The organism is Pseudomonas sp. GL_093, assembly GCF_057837605.1.
The window spans coordinates 3,241,673-3,259,551 of the sequence record NZ_CM174448.1 but is presented as its reverse complement, the minus strand read 5'-3'; the positions used below and the strand labels follow the sequence as shown (position 1 = coordinate 3,259,551).

Sequence of the window (17,879 nt, the reverse complement as noted above, 5' to 3'; positions counted from 1 at the left end):
TGGGTTTTTTGTGTTTTCAGCGTCGGGTTTTATGCCGGGGCCGAGGTCCGGATCAGGTGATCGAATGCGCTCAGGGAGGCTTTGGCGCCCTCGCCCACCGCAATCACGATCTGCTTGTACGGCACGGTGGTCACGTCACCGGCGGCGAACACACCCGGCATCGACGTTTCACCGCGGGCATCGACAATGATCTCGCCGCGAGGCGACAACTCGATGGTGCCTTTGAGCCAATCGGTGTTGGGCAGCAAGCCGATCTGCACGAAGATCCCTTCCAGCTCGACAGTACGCAACTCGTCCGACTGACGATCCTTGTAACGCAGGCCGTTGACCTTCTGACCGTCGCCCAACACTTCAGTGGTTTGCGCACTGGTGATCACGGTGACGTTCGGCAGGCTGTGCAACTTGCGCTGCAAGACCGCATCGGCGCGCAGCTGCACGTCGAACTCCAGCAGTGTTACGTGGGACACGATGCCCGCCAGGTCGATGGCCGCTTCGACGCCGGAGTTACCGCCGCCAATCACCGCCACGCGCTTGCCTTTGAACAGCGGACCGTCGCAGTGCGGGCAGTACGCCACGCCTTTGTTGCGGTATTGCTGCTCACCCGGGACGTTCATTTCACGCCACCGCGCACCGGTCGCCAGGATCACGGTCTTGGCTTTCAAGGTCGCGCCGCTGGCGAAGTGGACTTCGTGCAACTCGCCGTTCTTGCCCGGCACCAACTTGTCGGCGCGTTGCAGGTTCATGATGTCGACGTCGTATTGCTTGACGTGTTCTTCCAGCGCCACGGCCAGTTTCGGTCCTTCGGTTTCCTGCACGGAGATGAAGTTCTCGATGGCCATAGTGTCCAGCACCTGCCCACCAAAACGTTCAGCCGCCACGCCAGTGCGAATGCCTTTACGGGCGGCGTAGATCGCGGCCGCAGCACCGGCCGGGCCACCCCCGACGACCAGTACGTCGAAGGCTTCTTTGGCGCTGATTTTCTCGGCTTGACGCTCGATGCCGCTGGTGTCGATCTTGGCGAGGATTTCTTCCAGGCCCATGCGGCCCTGGCCAAAGTTCACGCCGTTCAGGTAAACGCTTGGCACGGCCATGATCTGACGGTCATCGACTTCGGCCTGGAACAGCGCGCCGTCGATGGCGACGTGACGGATGTTTGGGTTCAGCACGGCCATCAGGTTCAGTGCCTGGACCACGTCCGGGCAGTTCTGGCAGGACAGCGAGAAGTAAGTCTCGAAGCTGAACTCGCCTTTGAGCGAGCGGATCTGTTCGATCACCTCAACACTGGCTTTCGAAGGGTGGCCGCCGACTTGCAGCAAGGCCAGCACCAGGGATGTGAATTCGTGCCCCATCGGGATGCCGGCGAAACGCAGGCTGATATCGGCACCCGGGCGGTTGATCGAGAACGATGGTTTACGCGCATCGTCACCGTTGTCGAGCAACGTAATCTGGTTGGAAAGACTGGCAACGTCTTTGAGTAATGCGAGCATTTCCTGGGATTTCGCACCGTCGTCGAGGGAGGCAATGATCTCGATCGGCTGGGTGACCCGTTCCAGGTACGATTTCAACTGGGCTTTAAGATTGGCGTCCAACATACGGGCGATTTCCTTTTTTTGCAGTTACATAAAGAGCCGACATAAAAAAACGCCCGAGCGAATCTCGCCCGGGCGTTTTTATTGGGCGGTTGCAGCTTACTTAGGTGCGGAAACCCGCCCTGATGATGCGATCCACAGACTTAGATCTTGCCGACCAGGTCCAGGGACGGAGCCAGAGTGGCCTCGCCTTCTTTCCACTTGGCTGGGCAAACCTGGCCTGGGTGAGCAGCGACGTACTGAGCAGCCTTGATTTTGCGCAGCAGCTCGGAAGCGTCACGGCCAACGCCGCCATCGTTCAGTTCAACGATTTTGATCTGGCCTTCAGGGTTGATCACGAAGGTGCCACGGTCAGCCAGACCAGCGTCTTCGATCAGTACGTCGAAGTTGCGGGAGATGGCGTGAGTCGGGTCGCCGATCATGGTGTACTGGATTTTGCTGATGGCTGGCGAAGTGTTGTGCCAGGCAGCGTGGGCAAAGTGGGTATCGGTGGAAACGCTGTAGATCTCGACGCCCAGTTTCTGGAACGCGTCGTAGTTGTCAGCCAGGTCTTCCAGTTCGGTCGGGCAAACGAAGGTGAAGTCGGCAGGGTAGAAGAACACGACAGACCATTTGCCTTTCAGGTCAGCGTCCGACACTTTTACGAAGTCGCCATTTTTAAAGGCGTCAGCTTTGAACGGTTTAACTTGGCTGTTGATGATAGGCATCGATGACTCTCCGTCAGGGTTGAAAAGTTTGGTTGAGAAGTTGATGGAGTGAATCCTACCCACTCGATTGCCGGATGGCTCATTGGCAAAGCTCATGCTGCTCATTGGTTTTCGCTATTAGCGGTACGTATTAATAGAAGAAAACTTACTTAGCAGCGCCAATGGTTTTTTCCGCGAGCGGTGTCATCCCGAGAAACGGGCTGGCTTCAACATAGCGCATGGCGGACTTCATATCCTTCCAGCCCACGTAACTCATCAACGACTTCAAATCCCAACCGCTCTGATGCGCCCAAGTGGCAAAGCCGCGCCGCAAGGAGTGACTGGTGTAGTGCTCGGCCGGGATGCCCGCACGCTCCAGCGCCTGGCGCAGTAATGGAATCACGCTGTTGGCGTGCAGCCCCTCCTCGCTCAGGTGGCCCCAACGGTCGATGCCTCGGAATACCGGCCCGCGAACCAACGCGGCTTCGGTGATCCAGTCGATGTACGCCTGCACCGGGCACAGGCGCTGCAACGCCGGCGTCTGGTAAGTCTTGCCGAGGTTTTCGCGATCGCTCTTGGTTCGCGGCAAATAGAGCGTGATGCCTGAGCCGGCAGCCGCTTGCACATGCTCGATCTGTAGCCGGCACAGCTCATCACTACGAAAGCCGCGCCAGAAGCCCAACAGGATCAGCGCCCTGTCGCGCCTGGCCCGCAACAGAGCCGGTTGATCGTGTACAGATCGTGCGGTTTGCGCTTCTTGCTCCAACCAGGCAACCACTTGCTCCAGATGCTGAAGTTGTAACGGCTCGGCCTGTTTTTCTTGAGCCGGGTGCAGCGCACGAATGCCCTTGAAGACCTTGCGCACCACCGGCGCCTTGGTGGGATCAGGAAAACCCTGACTGTTGTGCCATTGCGCCAGTGCTGACAAACGCAACTTCAAGGTATTGATCGACAGCACACCCGCATGAGCGACGAGGTAGCGCGCCACGCTGTCGCTGGTCGCCGGCAGGAAGCCGCCCCAACTGACTTCGAAATGCTCGATAGCCGCCCGGTAGCTGCGACGGGTGTTGTCGCGGGTGGCGGCTTGCAGGTAACGATCCAGCTCAGTCATCGGCTCAACTCTCTAAAACGTACCGCTCTGGCGGGTGAAAACGCGCCACAGGGCTCATCACACGGGGTAATACCAGTATATCCCGCATGAATACCCATCGTATTTTAAGTTTTTCGTTAGCGTGGTACATTGTGTACTTAAGTGGCATGTACCACAGTACGAAATCGTAGGAGAACACATGGCTCGTGGCGGCGTTAATAAAGCAGTGGTGCAAGCGGCACGTTTGGCAATTCTCGCCCGAGGTGAAAACCCCAGCATCGACGCGGTACGGATCGAGATGGGCAATACCGGCTCGAAAACCACTATCCACCGCTATTTGAAGGAGCTGGATGACGGCAGCGAGCGCATCGAAACGCCTTCCGAGCCCATTGATGATGAGCTGGCAGGCTTGGTCTCACGCCTTGCGCAACGCCTCAAGGAACAGGCGCAAGAACCCATCGATCAGGCACGCGCGCAGTTCGATCAGCAGCGAAAAGAGTTGGAAATACAGCTGAAGGAAGCTCAACAAGCCAATGGCGAATTGCATCAGCAGTACGAGATTCAAAGTCTGGCACTGACCCAAGAGTCCGAGGCCCTGCAAGAAACCGGTGCCATGCTGCAGACCGAGCAAACCCGCAACGCCGGCCTGAACCAGGCGCTGGCCGATTTCGAGTTACGCTTGCAAGACAAGGAAGAGCAGATCCGCTCCCTTGAAGAGAAACACCTGCACGCTCGCGATGCCCTGGAACATTATCGCAACGCCGTCAAAGAACAGCGCGAGCAGGAACAACGCCGCCACGAAAGCCAGGTGCAGCAGATTCAGATGGAATTGCGCCAGGCCCAGCAGAGCGCATTGGTGCGCCAGGATGAGATCACGCAACTGCACCGCGACAACGAGCGTTTGTTAACGGAGAACCGTGGCACCCTGAGAGAGTTGAGCCTGCTGCAGGATCAACTCAAGCAAACCAACGCTCGACAGGATCAGTTGCTGGAACAGGTCAACCGTATCGACAGCGAGCGCACCCTCCTCCAGGAACGCTTGCGCGCTGCCCTGCTGGAAAGCCAGTCGTTGAAACAGAGCGTTGACGAGCAGTCGCAGATAAACAAAGCGCTGGAAATTGAGTTGCTCAAGACTCAGGCGAGCCTCGATGAGAGCGTGCGCCTGGCGGCCGTCATTGCGACAGCGCCAGACGCATCAGAGCCCCAAAAGGACGATTAACCTGCGACCGGCGTGCGCATGGTGACGAACTCTTCGGCGGCAGTCGGGTGCACGCCGATGGTTTCATCGAAATCGCGCTTGGTGGCACCCGCTTTCAAGGCGATCGCCAAGCCCTGCACAATTTCCCCAGCCTCCGGACCGACCATGTGACAGCCCAAAACCTTGTCGGTCTTGGCGTCCACCACCAACTTCATCAAGGTGCGTTCCTGGCATTCGGTCAGGGTCAGTTTCATTGGACGGAAGCGGCTTTCGAAGATCACCACATCGTGACCGGCCTCCCGGGCCTCTTCCTCGGTGAAACCAACCGTGCCGATGTTCGGCAAGCTGAATACTGCGGTCGGGATCATCTTGTAATCGACCGGGCGGTATTGCTCAGGCTTGAACAAGCGACGCGCAACGGCCATGCCTTCGGCCAACGCCACCGGCGTCAGCTGAACCCGACCGATCACATCGCCAAGCGCCAGGATCGACGGCTCAGCCGTCTGATACTGCTCGTCGACCTCGACGAAACCTTTCTTGTCGAGTTTGACCCCGGTGTTTTCCAGCCCAAGATTGTCGAGCATCGGACGTCGACCGGTGGCGTAGAACACACAATCCGCTTCCAGCTCACGGCCGTCCTTGAGGGTCACCTTCAGGCTGCCATCGGACTGCTTGTCGATACGTTCGATGTCGGCGTTGAATTGCAGGTTCATGCCGCGCTTGGTCAGCTCTTCTTGCAGGTGTTTGCGCACCGCACCGTCGAAACCGCGCAGGAACAGTTCACCGCGATAAAGCAACGTGGTGTCGGCGCCCAGACCGTGGAAGATCCCGGCGAATTCGACGGCGATGTAACCACCGCCTACCACCAGAACGCGCTTGGGCAGTTCTTTGAGGAAGAACGCCTGGTTGGAACTGATTGCGTGCTCATGCCCGGGAATTTCCGGAATCTGTGGCCATCCACCGGTAGCAATCAGGATGTTCTTGGCGGTATAGCGCTCGCCATTGATCTCGACCTGGTGCGGATCAACGATTTTGGCGTGGCCTTCATGCAAGGTCACGCCGCTGTTAACCAGCAGATTGCGATAGATGCCGTTCAGGCGATTGATCTCGCGATCCTTGTTGGCGATCAGCGTCGCCCAATCGAATTTCGCTTCGCCCGGTGTCCAGCCAAAACCCGAAGACTGCTCGAAGTCTTCGGCGAAGTGTGCGCCGTAGACCAGCAGCTTCTTCGGCACACAGCCGACGTTCACACAAGTGCCGCCCAGATAGCGGCTCTCCGCCACGGCCACTTTCGCGCCAAAACCGGCAGCAAAACGCGCAGCCCGCACACCGCCGGAACCGGCGCCAATCACATAAAGGTCAAAATCGTAGGCCATTTTCAATCTCCTCGGCAGTCCACAAGCATACCCGCAGACGTCCGCTGGGCAAGCGCTGCAATCGATATGGGGACGGAAAATGAAAAAGCCACCCGAAGGTGGCTTTTCAATACAAGTGGGTCAAAGGCTATCAGTAAGCCTTGCCAGTCTTGTAGAAGTTCTCGAAGCAGAAGTTGGTGGCCTCGATGTAGCCTTCAGCGCCACCGCAGTCAAAACGTTGGCCCTTGAACTTGTAGGCAATCACGCAACCGTTTTTCGCCTGCTTCATCAGGGCGTCGGTGATTTGAATCTCGCCGCCTTTGCCTGGCTCGGTTTGTTTGATCAGCTCGAAAATATCCGGCGTCAGGATGTAACGACCGATGATCGCCAGGTTCGACGGTGCGTCTTCCGGGGCTGGTTTTTCGACCATGTTGCGAACGCGGTACAAATCATCAGCGATCAGCTCGCCAGCGATCACGCCGTACTTGTTGGTTTCCTGCGGATCCACTTCCTGGATCGCAACGATGGTGCAGCGATACTGCTCGTACAGCTTGACCATCTGGGTCAGGACGCCATCGCCTTCGAGGTTGACGCACAAGTCGTCCGCCAGCACTACCGCGAACGGTTCGTCACCGATCAGTGGGCGGCCAGTCAGGATCGCGTGGCCCAAGCCTTTCATTTCGGTCTGACGGGTGTAGGAGAACGAGCACTCGTCCAACAGTTTACGGATGCCGACCAGGTATTTTTCCTTGTCGGTACCTTTGATCTGGTTTTCCAGCTCGTAGCTGATATCGAAGTGGTCTTCCAGAGCGCGTTTACCGCGACCGGTAACGATGGAAATTTCGGTCAACCCAGCGTCCAGTGCTTCTTCGACGCCGTACTGGATCAGTGGCTTGTTTACCACCGGCAGCATTTCTTTGGGCATGGCTTTAGTCGCTGGCAGGAAGCGAGTACCGTAACCGGCTGCTGGGAACAAGCATTTCTTGATCATATAAGTCCTTGATAGGGCTGTGTGTACGAGTTTCGGCGCAGTCTAATCAGGCGGCGTGCACCTTACAATGCCCCGCACTGGCTAACCGATGCCATCATAGAGAAATATTTTCGCGGATAGTTCCCGAGATAGCTCCGCAGCCTTTATAGATAGCACAGACCATCAGATCTGCACGGCCGCGAATCGAACCACCCTACACCATCAGCACCCGTTGAGTGCATTTGGCGCTATCATTGCGCGATTGAACCAGCCAACGAGGCAGATAGATGTCGGAAGCAAAAAGTGTCAACGGGTTCCTGATCAATCAGGCGAAAGACGGCCAGTGGTGGGTAGACAGTGCCAGCGGCGAGAATATCGCCGGGCCTTTCCCTACCGAAGTGTCGGCGATTGAAGTGGCATCCGTATTGGAGCTCGAACACCCAGCCCCGAAGCGTCGCGGCAAGGACAAGTCCTGAGAAGCACCCGACTCGACCCAAGCCCTGCTCGCGCAGGGCTTTTTTGTGATTGCCTGCAACCAAGTGGCCATTCGCTATAACCTTTTGATGCCAGCGCTGTCACAGGCTCAGCCCCTTCATCCTGACGACGACAACGACATGAATAAATTTTTGCCACTGATCGCGGCGCTGGCCCTGAGCGGCTGCGCCACTTCCGAAACAACCTACCTGAACAACGGCGAGCAAGGCCTGGCCATCGACTGCTCCGGGGAAGCCAATTCCTGGGCGACCTGCTACGAAAAAGCCGATGCCTCTTGCGCTGGCACCGGCTATCGGATCGTCGGTACCGACGGAACACCTTCGACCAAGGAAAGCGACAAGACGCTGGGTGTCGACGTCGGCAACTACAAGAACCGCAGCGTCGTGGTGGTCTGCAAGTAAGGCACCCTGCCCTACATGTGAATTTCGGCGAACTTGATCCCGAGGCCGCGCACCGTCTCGATCAATTCATCGAGGCTACTGAAGGATTCGACTTCATCGTTTTCATCCACCAGAAAATAACTGCGCCCGGCGCTTTTCTTGAAAAACACGATCCATTCTCCCGGATTCGCCGGATTCTGAATCACGTGGGTGGCAGAGATGTGACCCTCTGCATGGCGCTCCCGTACCTGCTCTCGCTTCATGCTCACTCCAGAAATGACAATGCCGCCAAAGCGCGGCTTTGGCGGCATCGGTGCTGACGGGCGACAGTCTATCAGCCGGAAATGCACGCCGTAGCGGCATTGCGTACATCCATGGGGCGCAACGGCACATTGGAGATGCGCTCATGCAATTTGATGCTGCTGCCGCCGGAGCGGTCTTCGATATCAAATACGGCGGCCGGGCCCGAGGAGAACTTCTGCGGAACGATGACTCGCATACCGTCCTTGTGCGGCTCGACTTGCAGGGCTCCCCGGCTGCTGGCCAGCTTTTCGGTCAGGCATTGCGCGTACTCATGAGGCTTCTTGCCTGAAATCACGCTCATGGTCGGCAGCGTCTGATTGATCTCCGAGACACTCGCACAACCACTCATCGCTATCGCCATAGGCAGGACCAGTACACCCCACTTCATACAACACCTCCGATAAAGACACTCCGACAGTACAAATGCTGTTTTTCTCCGAGGCTTGCTGCGTTTATCGCTCATAGAATTCCGTATAACTGTTTTTAATTGTCAAAGCAGACCTCGACGACCGGATAATAACCCGTTCGGGCTGATAAACTGCGCCAATCGCACATGCTATCGTTTTGATTTTGTAGAAAAAGCCCTTCTGGAGGCGCCTCATGAAATTTATCCACCAGCGCGAGCACCTCAACGAAGACGACATCGTCGTCATTCAATGCTCCCAAACATGCAATATCCGCTTGATGAACGACGCCAATTTCCGCAGCTTCAAGAATGGCGGCCGCCACACTTACCATGGTGGAGCATTCGACACTTTCCCTGCCCGGATTACTGCACCGAGCACCGGTTTCTGGAACATCACCATCGACACGGTCAACCGCCGGCCGATCAGCGTGACTCGCAAACCGACCCTGACTCACACCATCAAGATCATCCGCCGCTCCAGCACGAAACTGAGCTGAGTGACACCCAAACACCAAGACAGCAGGTATGACCGTGGCCCAAACGACCAAATACGTCATCAAATACAAACTCAATGGTGAGCGTCGCTTCGAATTTGCCCAGCTTGAAAACGGCACCGAAGAAGAAGCCAAGGCCGCGCTGGATGCTCTTCATGGTTCGAGCGACGACGTCATCAGCGAAATAAGCGTCAGCAAAGCGTTGTAACGGGATCTGGAGCGACAACATGGACGTCTGCTCCCGCCTCTCGAATTCAACCGCAAGCGCCGGAGTGTTCACTCCAGCCTCGCTCCCTAGACTGGCCACCTCAACCTTTGGTTAAGGAGTCAGAACATGTCTACTTCCTCGATTCGCTTCATCAGCAGCACTTCCAGCCTTGGCGTCTTGCTGCTCGCGTTCAGCGCCGAGGGTCTGTGTGCGCTGCTGATCGGTGATGACCTGGCAATGCTGGAACGCGATCTTTCGCGACGCTTCCCCGGCCAACAAGCACCGCAGCGCGATGAAGGCTTGATGCCTGCGCTGGAGCAAACCCTGCGCCACCTCGAAGATCCGCACTCCGCCCTGGATTTGCCGCTGGATCTGACGGGCAGCGTGTTTCAACGGCGAGTCTGGAATGCCCTGCGACAAATACCGATAGGTGAAACCGCCAGCTACCAGGACATCGCCCGACAACTGGGGCAACCCACGGCTTTTCGGGCGGTGGCCAATGCCTGCGGAGCGAACCCGCTGGCGGTGATCGTGCCGTGCCATCGAGTGCTGCGTCAGGATGGCAGCCTCGGCGGCTACCGTTGGGGGCTGGAGCGCAAACGGCAACTGCTGGAGCGTGAGGCACAGCAATGAGTGCACAATTTCTCGACGGACTGGACTGGGAAGCGCTGGCACAACAACTCGATCAGGATGGCTGCGCGATCATCAGGTCGCTTTTAAGCCACAAGGCATGCGATGAAATCAGCGCTCTGTATGCCCGCCCCGAGCCGTTTCGCTCGCAAGTGGTCATGGCTCGTCACGGCTTTGGCCGTGGCGAGTACAAATACTTCAAATACCCGTTGCCAGATGTCGTCGCCCGCTTGCGCAGTGCGCTCTATCCTCGATTGGTGCCAATTGCCAATCGCTGGTACGAGCAGATGGACCTGCCGACCCGTTTCCCTGAAACCCACGAAGCGTTCCTCGAACGCTGCCATGACGCCGGTCAGGAACGCCCGACACCGTTGTTGCTGCAATATGGACCGCAGGACTACAACTGCTTGCATCAGGACCTGTACGGCGAACACGTCTTCCCGCTGCAAGTGGCGATTCTGCTGTCAGAACCGGACGACGATTTCACCGGCGGCGAGTTCGTGCTGACGGAACAGCGCCCACGGATGCAGTCGCGCCCACAGGTCATTGGCCTGAAGAAAGGTGACGCACTGATCTTTGCCGTCAACCAACGACCGGTCAAAGGCGTTCGTGGCTATTACCGGGTCACCCTGCGCCACGGCGTGAGTCGCCTGCACAGTGGAAAACGGCATACCCTTGGAATCATCTTTCACGATGCGTTATGACCCCATGAGCCCGATCACCTTCGACTTGTTTGCCGACGCGGAACCCGAGCAGCAATCCAGGCTCGATCGGATCGGCGAACAGTCTTGCGTCCTCAGAGGTTTTGCCCTGCCCTGGCTGGATCAGTTGCTGCCCGCACTGGACGCGGTTCTGGCGGCGGCACCGTTTCGGCAGATGATCACGCCCGGGGGCTTTACCATGTCGGTCGCCTTGAGCAGTTGCGGCACGCTGGGCTGGACCACCGACCGCAGCGGTTATCGCTATACACGCCATGATCCGCTGACCGGAAATCCCTGGCCGAAAATGCCCGAGGTGTTTCTCGAACTGGCGCAAGCGGCGGCGCGGGAAGCAGGGTTTGTGGATTTCGTGCCTGATTCCTGCCTGATCAACCGCTATGTTCCCGGGGCCAAGATGTCATTGCACCAGGACAAAGACGAAGTTTCCTACGCAGCGCCCATCGTTTCAGTGTCCTTGGGATTACCGGCAATGTTCCTGTTCGGCGGCTTCGAGCGCAGCGATAAAAGCCAACGAGTGCCGCTGTTGCATGGCGACATTGTGGTCTGGGGTGGCGTGGATCGTTTGCGTTATCACGGGGTCTTGCCGATCAAGGACGGCCAACACCCGCGACTGGGCGAGCAACGGATCAACTTCACCTTTCGTACCGCCGGATGAAGCCTTCGAATTCGACCGCAAGACCCGGGGTGCAGCGACCCCGTCGGCTGGTTAATCTGCATGAAACGGATCAACGGACATGAAGCCATGACAAGCCATTCGACAAAGATTGCCACCGAGAACGATCCTCGCTGGGCCGCCGTCGTCGCGCGTGATCCCCGGGCAGACGGACAGTTTGTGTATGCGGTGAAAACCACCGGCATTTACTGCCGCCCCAGCAGCCTGGCGCGCTTGCCGAAACCGCAGAACGTCGAATTCTTCGACACCGCCGAGCAGGCCCAGGCGGCGGGTTATCGCCCCAGCAAACGCGCCGCGAAAGATCAAAGCGACATCGCCGCGCAACATGCTGCGACCGTGGCGGCCGCTTGCCGCCAGATCGAAACCGCGGAGAATCTGCCTGTCCTGAGCGAACTGGCTGTTGCTGCGGGCCTGAGTAGCTTTCACTTCCATCGGGTATTCAAAGCGGTAACCGGTCTGACACCCAAGGGTTACGCCGCGGCCCATCGTTCACGCAGGGTCCGTGAGCGTCTCGCGGACGGAGACTCGGTGACCGACGCGCTGTATGACGCCGGCTTCAACTCCAACAGCCGTTTCTATGAAGCCGCCGATCAGCTATTGGGCATGAAACCCGGTGATTACCGCGCCGCCGGTCAGAACAACGACATTCGTTTTGCCGTCGGCCAATGTTCCCTGGGAGCGATTCTGGTGGCGCAGAGTGAGCGTGGTGTTTGCGCGATCCTGCTGGGCGATGACCCGCACCAACTGGTCTGCGATCTGCAGGACAAGTTTCGACGGGCGAATCTGATTGGCGCCGATCACACGTTCGAGCAACTGATCGCCAAGGTGGTTGGTTTTATCGAAGCGCCGGCCCTGGGCCTGGACTTGCCGCTGGATGTTCGTGGTACCGCTTTTCAAGAACGGGTCTGGCAAGCCCTGCGGGAGATTCCCGCCGGCTGCACCGCCAGCTACGCCGATATCGCTCAGCGAATCGGCGCGCCAAAAGCGATGCGCGCCGTGGCTCAAGCCTGCGGCGCGAACAACCTGGCAGTGGCGATTCCGTGCCACCGCGTGGTGCGCAGCGACGGCAACCTGTCGGGCTATCGCTGGGGTGTGGAACGCAAGCGTCAGTTGCTTGAGCGCGAAAACCCGTCTGAGTCCTGAATGCCGATATAGACCGACACTGAATCCGGACTGGTATAGACCTCGAAGTCTGTGGCGAACGAGCGGCAAACCTGCGGGTTGTCCTTAAAGTAGGCCCAGATCAGGCCCCACGTCTGAATGACACTGTCCGGCATCGGCCCTTTGGCGCTGAACACCAGGTATTCGCCTCCCTCCACCTGAACCTGGGGAAAGTCCTCGGAGGGCGCAGTGACCGCCACCCCCGCAGTCACATCGAAGTGGCCCGAAGCGTCGGATTCGTAGTTGGAATAGACGCCGTACACAAAGGAATCCGGCTGTTTGTGGGCGATCTTGTCGAAGATTTGCTCAACGAAGAATTGTTCCCACATCGGGCCGATACGCGCAGTGTCTGGTTGATGCTCTGCGGCATTGCAGGTGCGCACTTGCAGACCCGAGACGCTAAAGGGCCGCACTTCACGCTGCTTTACATCCATGGTCGATAGTCCTTGTCTCTGTCGTTTGTCTGTTTGATTGGCGGTGAGACAGTCAACGATTGACGTCGACCACCACCCGCCCACGCAATTGACCGGCGAGCAATCGCGGTGCAGCCTCGATCACTTCGCTCAAACCGATTTCGTGGCTGATCAGCGGCAGCAAGGTGAAGTCTAGATCCTTGGCCAGACGATTCCAGGCCAGTATCCGCTTGGCTTTGGGCTGAGTCACGCTGTTGATCCCGGCCAGGGTCACACCGCGCAAAATGAACGGTGCGACTGAAGCCGGGAAGTCCATGCCTTGCGCCAGGCCACACGCGGCGACAGTGCCGTTGGACTTCGTGCTGGCACAGGCATTGGCCAACGTGTGGCTGCCGACCGAGTCGATGACCGCCGCCCAACGCTCCTTGGCCAAGGGTTTGCCCGGCTCGGACAGGGTGGCGCGGTCGATGATTTCGCTGGCGCCGAGTTGCTTGAGGTAATCGTGTTCGGAGGTGCGGCCAGTGGACGCGACCACCCGATAGCCGAGCTTGCTCAGCAGTGCGATGGCGAAACTGCCTACACCGCCATTGGCGCCGGTGACCAATACTTCGCCTTGATCGGGCGTCACGCCATTATGTTCCAGCGCCAGGATGCTCAGCATCGCCGTGTAACCCGCCGTGCCGATGGCCATCGCTTGCGCCGTGGTGAATGCCTTGGGTAGCGGAATCAACCAGTCGCCGTTCAAGCGAGCCTTCTGCGCCAGTCCGCCCCAATGTCCTTCGCCAACACCCCAGCCATTGAGTACGACCTGATCACCGACCTTGTAGTCCGGATGCCCACTGACTTCGACAGTACCCGCCAGATCGATCCCCGGCACCATCGGGAATTTTCGCACCACCGGGCTGCTGCCGGTGATCGCCAGGCCATCCTTGAAGTTCAGCGTGCTGTACGCCACACGCACCGTCACATCGCCCTCGGGCAGTTGATCGTCATTGATCTCTTGCAGTGTGGCCCGGTAACCGCTGTCGTCTTTGTCGATCAATATGCCTTGGAACATTGCTGCCTCCAGATGGAATCACTGAGTTGTTGTGCAGTTGAAATAACACATAGCAACATTTCACCGTACTCGACTTTAAGCCAAGAGTGGCATACGAAACGAAAACTCGACTGGCCTTATGTCCGTCATAACTGATACAAAAACGGTCCTACCGTCCCTGCCCTGTTATGACGTCGGAGAACCCCTCAAATGAGCAAATGGCCAGATACCCGCATTCTTGACCTGCTTGGCATTGAGCTGCCGATCATCCAGGCGCCCATGGCCGGCGCGACCGGTTCGGCCATGGTTATCGCAGCCAGTAACGCTGGCGGCCTGGGCTCGATGCCTGCCGCCATGTTGAGCATCGATCAGTTGCGCGAGGAACTGAAAACGATTCGTCAACACACTCAGCTCCCGATTAACGTCAACTACTTCTGCCATCAAACTCCCGCCGCCGATGAGCAACGCGCTCGAGACTGGAAGAATCTGCTGGAACCCTATTACCGGGAACTTGGCGTGGACTTCGACGCGCCGACGCCGGTGTCCAATCGAGCACCGTTCGATAACGCGGCCTGCGAAGTGGTCGAAGAGTTTCGCCCCGAAGTCGTGAGTTTCCACTTCGGCCTGCCGGAAAGGTCCCTGCTGGACCGCGTGAAAGCCACTGGAGCGAAAATTCTCTCATCGGCCACCACTGTCGAAGAGGCCATCTGGCTCGAACAGCAGGGCTGTGACGCGATCATCGCCATGGGGTACGAAGCCGGTGGCCATCGGGGCATGTTTCTCAGTGATGATCTGAGCAGCCAGGTGGGCCTCTTTGCGCTGGTGCCGCAGATTGTCGATGCGGTGAAAGTGCCGGTGATTGCTGCCGGCGGGATTGCCGATGCACGAGGCGTCGCGGCGGCTTTCCTGTTGGGGGCCTCGGCGGTGCAAGTGGGCACGGCGTACTTGTTCACGCCAGAGGCCAAGGTCAGCGCCTCTCATCACAAGGCGTTGCGCACCGCCAAGGAAAGTGAGACAGCCGTCACTAACATTTTCACCGGACGCCCGGCGCGCGGCATTCTCAATCGGGTGATGCGCGAACTCGGGCCGATGAGCGCAAAAGCACCAGCCTTCCCGCTGGCGGGTGGTGCGCTGATGCCATTGCGGGCCAAGGGGGAAGCGGATTTCAGCAATCTCTGGGCGGGTCAGGCATTCACGCTGGGCGTTGAAATGACCACGGGTGAACTGACCCGGCGTCTGGCTGAGGAAGGATTGGCGAAATTGGTGGGTCGGTAACGCACGTCCGTGTAGCAGCTGCCGAAGGCTGCGTTCGGCTGCGCAGCAGTCGTAAATCCAGCTGCCACGGTTAGCCTGAAAGACCGCGGTGTCTGGTTTTACGACCGCTTCGCGGCCGAACGCAGGCTGCGCCAGCTGCTACAAGGTTCAGCGTGGCCTCAATAACGCGCATTCAACACATTCCGTTTGCAGGCATTTCGCTATATATTCCGCTATATAGCGTTTACCCCCCCTCGCTGCACTTGCCTACAACGGAGCCGTTTCATGACCATTCGTGCCTCACGTTTTGCCCCCACCTGCCTGGCAACCCTGCTGGCAGTGTTCGCTTTCGGGTCCGCCCAGGCGGACGAAGTCCAGGTCGCCGTCGCCGCCAACTTCACTGCACCGATTCAGGCGATCGCCGCCGATTTCGAAAAAGACACCGGGCATAAACTGGTCACCTCCTTTGGTGCCACCGGCCAGTTCTATACCCAGATCAAGAACGGCGCACCGTTCGAAGTGTTCCTCTCGGCGGACGACACCACCCCGCAAAAACTCGAAACCGAAGGTGACACGGTCAAGGGCTCGCGCTTCACCTACGCCGTCGGCACCCTGGCGCTGTGGTCGGCGAAAGAAGGTTACGTCGATGCCAAGGGCAAAGTGTTGAGCGACAACCAGTATCAGCATCTGTCCATCGCCAACCCGAAAGCGGCGCCTTACGGTCTGGCCGCTACTCAGGTGCTGGCCAAGCTGGGCCTGACCGACAAGGTCAAAACCAAGATCGTTGAAGGCCAGAACATCACCCAGGCCTACCAATTCGTCTCCACCGGTAACGCCGAACTGGGTTTTGTGGCCTTGTCGCAGATCTACAAAGACGGCAAAGTCACCGGCGGCTCGGCCTGGATCGTTCCAGCCGACATGCACGACCCGATCAAACAAGATGCGGTAATCCTCAACAAGGGCAAGGACAACCCGGCTGCCAAGGCGCTGGTTGACTACCTCAAAGGTCCGAAAGCCGCCGCAGTCATCAAATCCTACGGTTACCAACTCTAAATGACGCTATCGAGTGCCGACTTTTCCGCCATCTGGCTGACCCTGAAACTGGCGTCGCTGACGACGGTTATCCTGCTGGTCATCGGCACTCCGATTGCGTTGTGGCTGTCGCGCACCCGCTCGTGGGTGCGCGGCCCGGTCGGGGCGGTCGTCGCCCTGCCCCTGGTGCTGCCGCCGACGGTGATTGGCTTTTATTTGTTGCTGGCACTCGGCCCTAACGGGTTTATCGGCCACTTCACCCAATCACTGGGCCTCGGCACCCTCACTTTCAGTTTTGCGGGGTTAGTGATCGGCTCGGTGCTCTACTCGATGCCGTTCGTGGTCCAGCCACTGCAAAACGCTTTTTCTGCCATCGGCACTCGCCCATTGGAAGTGGCCGCGACCTTACGCGCCAATCCCTGGGACACGTTTTTCAGCGTGATCCTGCCGCTGGCCCGCCCCGGTTTCATCACCGCTGCCATTCTCGGTTTCGCCCACACCGTGGGTGAGTTCGGCGTGGTGCTGATGATCGGCGGCAATATTCCCGACAAGACCCGCGTGGTCTCGGTGCAGATCTACGACCACGTCGAAGCCATGGAATACGCCCAGGCCCATTGGCTGGCCGGGGCGATGCTGGTGTTCTCCTTTATTGTGTTGCTGGCGCTCTACTCCAGCCGTAAAACCAAAGCGGGCTGGAGCTGATCGATGATTCATACGCGTCTGAAACTGAAGTATTCAGGGTTCGCCCTGGAGGTGGATCTGCAATTGCCCGGTCGCGGCGTCACTGCCCTTTACGGTCATTCCGGTTCAGGCAAGACCACCTGCCTGCGCTGCATTGCTGGCCTGGAGAAGGCCGAGCAGGGTTTCATCCAGGTCAACGATGAAGTCTGGCAGGACAGCGACAAGAAGATTTTCGTGCCACCACACAAACGTGCGCTGGGTTACGTCTTCCAGGAAGCCAGCCTGTTTCCCCATCTGTCGGTGCTGGCCAATCTGGAATTCGGTCTCAAGCGCATTCCTCGCCAACAGCGGCGGGTCGACATGGCACACGCGACTGAACTGCTCGGGATCGGCCACTTGCTGGATCGCCATCCGCAGCACCTTTCCGGCGGTGAACGGCAGCGGGTCGGCATCGCGCGCGCCCTGCTCACCAGCCCGAAACTGTTGCTGATGGACGAGCCGCTGGCGGCATTGGATAGCCAACGCAAAAACGAAATCCTGCCTTACCTGCAACGACTGCATGATGAACTGGACATCCCGGTGCTGTACGTCAGCCATTCCCAGGATGAAGTGGCGCGATTGGCCGATCACATCGTCTTGCTGAGTGAAGGCAAGGCGCTGGCCAGCGGTGCTATCGGAGAAACCCTGGCCCGTCTCGACTTACCCTTGGCGCTGGGCGATGACGCCGGCGTGGTGATCGAGGGGCACGTCAGTGCCTATGACACAGACTATCATTTGCTGACGCTGCAACTGCCCGACAACACCCTGAACATTCGGGTGGCTCACTCACCGATGACCCTGGGTCAGGCGCTGCGCTGCAAAGTTCAGGCGCGGGATGTCAGCCTGAGTCTGCAAAGCGTCGAGCACAGCAGCATCCTCAATCGCCTGCCGGTCACCGTGATCAGTGAAATGGGTGCGGACAATGCCGCCCATGTGCTGATCCGTCTGGACGCTGGCGGCACACCGCTGCTGGCGCGAATCACTCGCTACTCCCGGGACCAATTGGGCGTGCACCCCGGTCAGCAACTCTGGGCACAGATCAAGGCGGTGGCGGTGCTGGCATAAAT

The 17,879-nt window shown here is 58.5% G+C and carries 22 protein-coding genes; 13 read left to right on the top strand and 9 right to left on the bottom strand.

The features are described 5' to 3' along the window. Positions 1–29: 29 nt before the first annotated feature. From ahpF to AC3IUE_RS15120, 3 genes are all read right to left on the bottom strand, one after another. The gene (ahpF, locus tag AC3IUE_RS15130) at positions 30–1,592 is read right to left on the bottom strand and encodes an alkyl hydroperoxide reductase subunit F (protein WP_489268461.1); all 1,563 of its coding nucleotides are present in this window, start codon (positions 1,590–1,592) and stop codon (positions 30–32) included. A 140-nt stretch (positions 1,593–1,732) separates the two neighbouring features. After that, on the bottom strand, positions 1,733–2,296 hold the full coding sequence (ahpC, locus tag AC3IUE_RS15125; RefSeq protein WP_489268459.1) for an alkyl hydroperoxide reductase subunit C: 564 nt from the start codon (positions 2,294–2,296) through the stop codon (positions 1,733–1,735). A 145-nt stretch (positions 2,297–2,441) separates the two neighbouring features. Continuing rightward, on the bottom strand, positions 2,442–3,386 hold the full coding sequence (locus tag AC3IUE_RS15120; protein ID WP_489268457.1) for a site-specific integrase: 945 nt from the start codon (positions 3,384–3,386) through the stop codon (positions 2,442–2,444). Between the two features lie 178 nt (positions 3,387–3,564). Between AC3IUE_RS15120 and AC3IUE_RS15115 the strand changes: the two genes are divergently transcribed. Beyond that, positions 3,565–4,584: a DNA-binding protein gene (locus AC3IUE_RS15115; RefSeq protein WP_489268455.1), complete on the top strand. Its 1,020-nt coding sequence runs from the start codon at positions 3,565–3,567 to the stop codon at positions 4,582–4,584. Here the strand turns inward: AC3IUE_RS15115 and gorA are convergent. Next, complete coding sequence (gene gorA / locus AC3IUE_RS15110; RefSeq protein WP_429509727.1) at positions 4,581–5,939, bottom strand: glutathione-disulfide reductase; 1,359 nt, start codon at positions 5,937–5,939, stop codon at positions 4,581–4,583. The genes AC3IUE_RS15115 and gorA overlap by 4 nt on opposite strands. A 130-nt stretch (positions 5,940–6,069) precedes the next feature. Beyond that, a complete protein-coding gene (gene galU, locus AC3IUE_RS15105; RefSeq protein WP_056739849.1) occupies positions 6,070–6,909 on the bottom strand; it encodes a UTP--glucose-1-phosphate uridylyltransferase GalU in 840 nt (279 codons plus the stop codon). A gap of 266 nt (positions 6,910–7,175) precedes the next feature. Between galU and AC3IUE_RS15100 the strand changes: the two genes are divergently transcribed. After that, complete coding sequence (locus AC3IUE_RS15100; RefSeq protein WP_489268453.1) at positions 7,176–7,364, top strand: hypothetical protein; 189 nt, start codon at positions 7,176–7,178, stop codon at positions 7,362–7,364. Between the two features lie 138 nt (positions 7,365–7,502). Next, positions 7,503–7,784: a hypothetical protein gene (locus AC3IUE_RS15095; protein WP_056740098.1), complete on the top strand. Its 282-nt coding sequence runs from the start codon at positions 7,503–7,505 to the stop codon at positions 7,782–7,784. Between the two features lie 11 nt (positions 7,785–7,795). Here the strand turns inward: AC3IUE_RS15095 and AC3IUE_RS15090 are convergent, their stop codons facing one another. Next, positions 7,796–8,026 carry a hypothetical protein gene (locus AC3IUE_RS15090; protein ID WP_008155098.1) on the bottom strand — a complete coding sequence of 77 codons (231 nt, stop codon included), beginning with the start codon at positions 8,024–8,026 and terminating at the stop codon, positions 7,796–7,798. 71 nt (positions 8,027–8,097) lie between these two features. Beyond that, positions 8,098–8,454, bottom strand: a complete 357-nt coding sequence (locus AC3IUE_RS15085) for a hypothetical protein (RefSeq protein WP_489268450.1) — start codon at positions 8,452–8,454, stop codon at positions 8,098–8,100. Positions 8,455–8,666: 212 nt separating this feature from the next. Between AC3IUE_RS15085 and AC3IUE_RS15080 the strand changes: the two genes are divergently transcribed. The 6 genes from AC3IUE_RS15080 (at position 8,667) to ada (ending at position 12,339) form a co-directional block, all read left to right on the top strand. Further along, positions 8,667–8,969 carry a DUF1883 domain-containing protein gene (locus AC3IUE_RS15080; RefSeq protein ID WP_024164534.1) on the top strand — a complete coding sequence of 101 codons (303 nt, stop codon included), beginning with the start codon at positions 8,667–8,669 and terminating at the stop codon, positions 8,967–8,969. Positions 8,970–8,997: 28 nt separating this feature from the next. Further along, positions 8,998–9,174, top strand: coding sequence for a hypothetical protein (locus AC3IUE_RS15075; RefSeq protein WP_156400794.1), 177 nt, complete (start codon positions 8,998–9,000; stop codon positions 9,172–9,174). A gap of 126 nt (positions 9,175–9,300) precedes the next feature. Then, positions 9,301–9,807, top strand: coding sequence for a methylated-DNA--[protein]-cysteine S-methyltransferase (locus AC3IUE_RS15070; protein ID WP_489268448.1), 507 nt, complete (start codon positions 9,301–9,303; stop codon positions 9,805–9,807). Beyond that, a complete protein-coding gene (locus tag AC3IUE_RS15065; protein WP_489268446.1) occupies positions 9,804–10,508 on the top strand; it encodes a 2OG-Fe(II) oxygenase in 705 nt (234 codons plus the stop codon). Before AC3IUE_RS15070 ends, AC3IUE_RS15065 begins: the two co-directional genes overlap by 4 nt. Then, entirely contained in the window at positions 10,498–11,178 is a 681-nt protein-coding gene (alkB, locus tag AC3IUE_RS15060; RefSeq protein WP_489268444.1) for a DNA oxidative demethylase AlkB, read from the top strand. Before AC3IUE_RS15065 ends, alkB begins: the two co-directional genes overlap by 11 nt. A gap of 87 nt (positions 11,179–11,265) precedes the next feature. After that, positions 11,266–12,339 (top strand): bifunctional DNA-binding transcriptional regulator/O6-methylguanine-DNA methyltransferase Ada, encoded by a 1,074-nt coding sequence (ada, locus tag AC3IUE_RS15055; protein ID WP_489268851.1) that lies wholly within the window; start codon positions 11,266–11,268, stop codon positions 12,337–12,339. Here the strand turns inward: ada and AC3IUE_RS15050 are convergent. Together AC3IUE_RS15050 and acuI are read right to left on the bottom strand one after the other, a co-directional pair. Further along, positions 12,303–12,791: a GyrI-like domain-containing protein gene (locus tag AC3IUE_RS15050; protein WP_489268442.1), complete on the bottom strand. Its 489-nt coding sequence runs from the start codon at positions 12,789–12,791 to the stop codon at positions 12,303–12,305. The two genes, ada and AC3IUE_RS15050, sit on opposite strands and share 37 nt — an antisense overlap. Positions 12,792–12,843: 52 nt before the next feature. Then, positions 12,844–13,827 (bottom strand): acrylyl-CoA reductase (NADPH), encoded by a 984-nt coding sequence (gene acuI / locus AC3IUE_RS15045; RefSeq protein ID WP_489268440.1) that lies wholly within the window; start codon positions 13,825–13,827, stop codon positions 12,844–12,846. Positions 13,828–14,016: 189 nt separating this feature from the next. On the opposite strand from acuI, the gene AC3IUE_RS15040 reads away from it, so the two are divergent. From AC3IUE_RS15040 to modC, 4 genes are all read left to right on the top strand, one after another. Then, complete coding sequence (locus tag AC3IUE_RS15040) at positions 14,017–15,081, top strand: NAD(P)H-dependent flavin oxidoreductase (protein WP_489268438.1); 1,065 nt, start codon at positions 14,017–14,019, stop codon at positions 15,079–15,081. 264 nt (positions 15,082–15,345) lie between these two features. Next, on the top strand, positions 15,346–16,113 hold the full coding sequence (gene modA / locus AC3IUE_RS15035; protein WP_489268436.1) for a molybdate ABC transporter substrate-binding protein: 768 nt from the start codon (positions 15,346–15,348) through the stop codon (positions 16,111–16,113). Next, complete coding sequence (gene modB, locus AC3IUE_RS15030; RefSeq protein WP_489268435.1) at positions 16,114–16,794, top strand: molybdate ABC transporter permease subunit; 681 nt, start codon at positions 16,114–16,116, stop codon at positions 16,792–16,794. It abuts the gene before it with no gap. 3 nt (positions 16,795–16,797) lie between these two features. Continuing rightward, positions 16,798–17,877: a molybdenum ABC transporter ATP-binding protein gene (modC, locus tag AC3IUE_RS15025; protein ID WP_489268433.1), complete on the top strand. Its 1,080-nt coding sequence runs from the start codon at positions 16,798–16,800 to the stop codon at positions 17,875–17,877. The last annotated feature ends 2 nt before the right edge of the window (positions 17,878–17,879 follow it).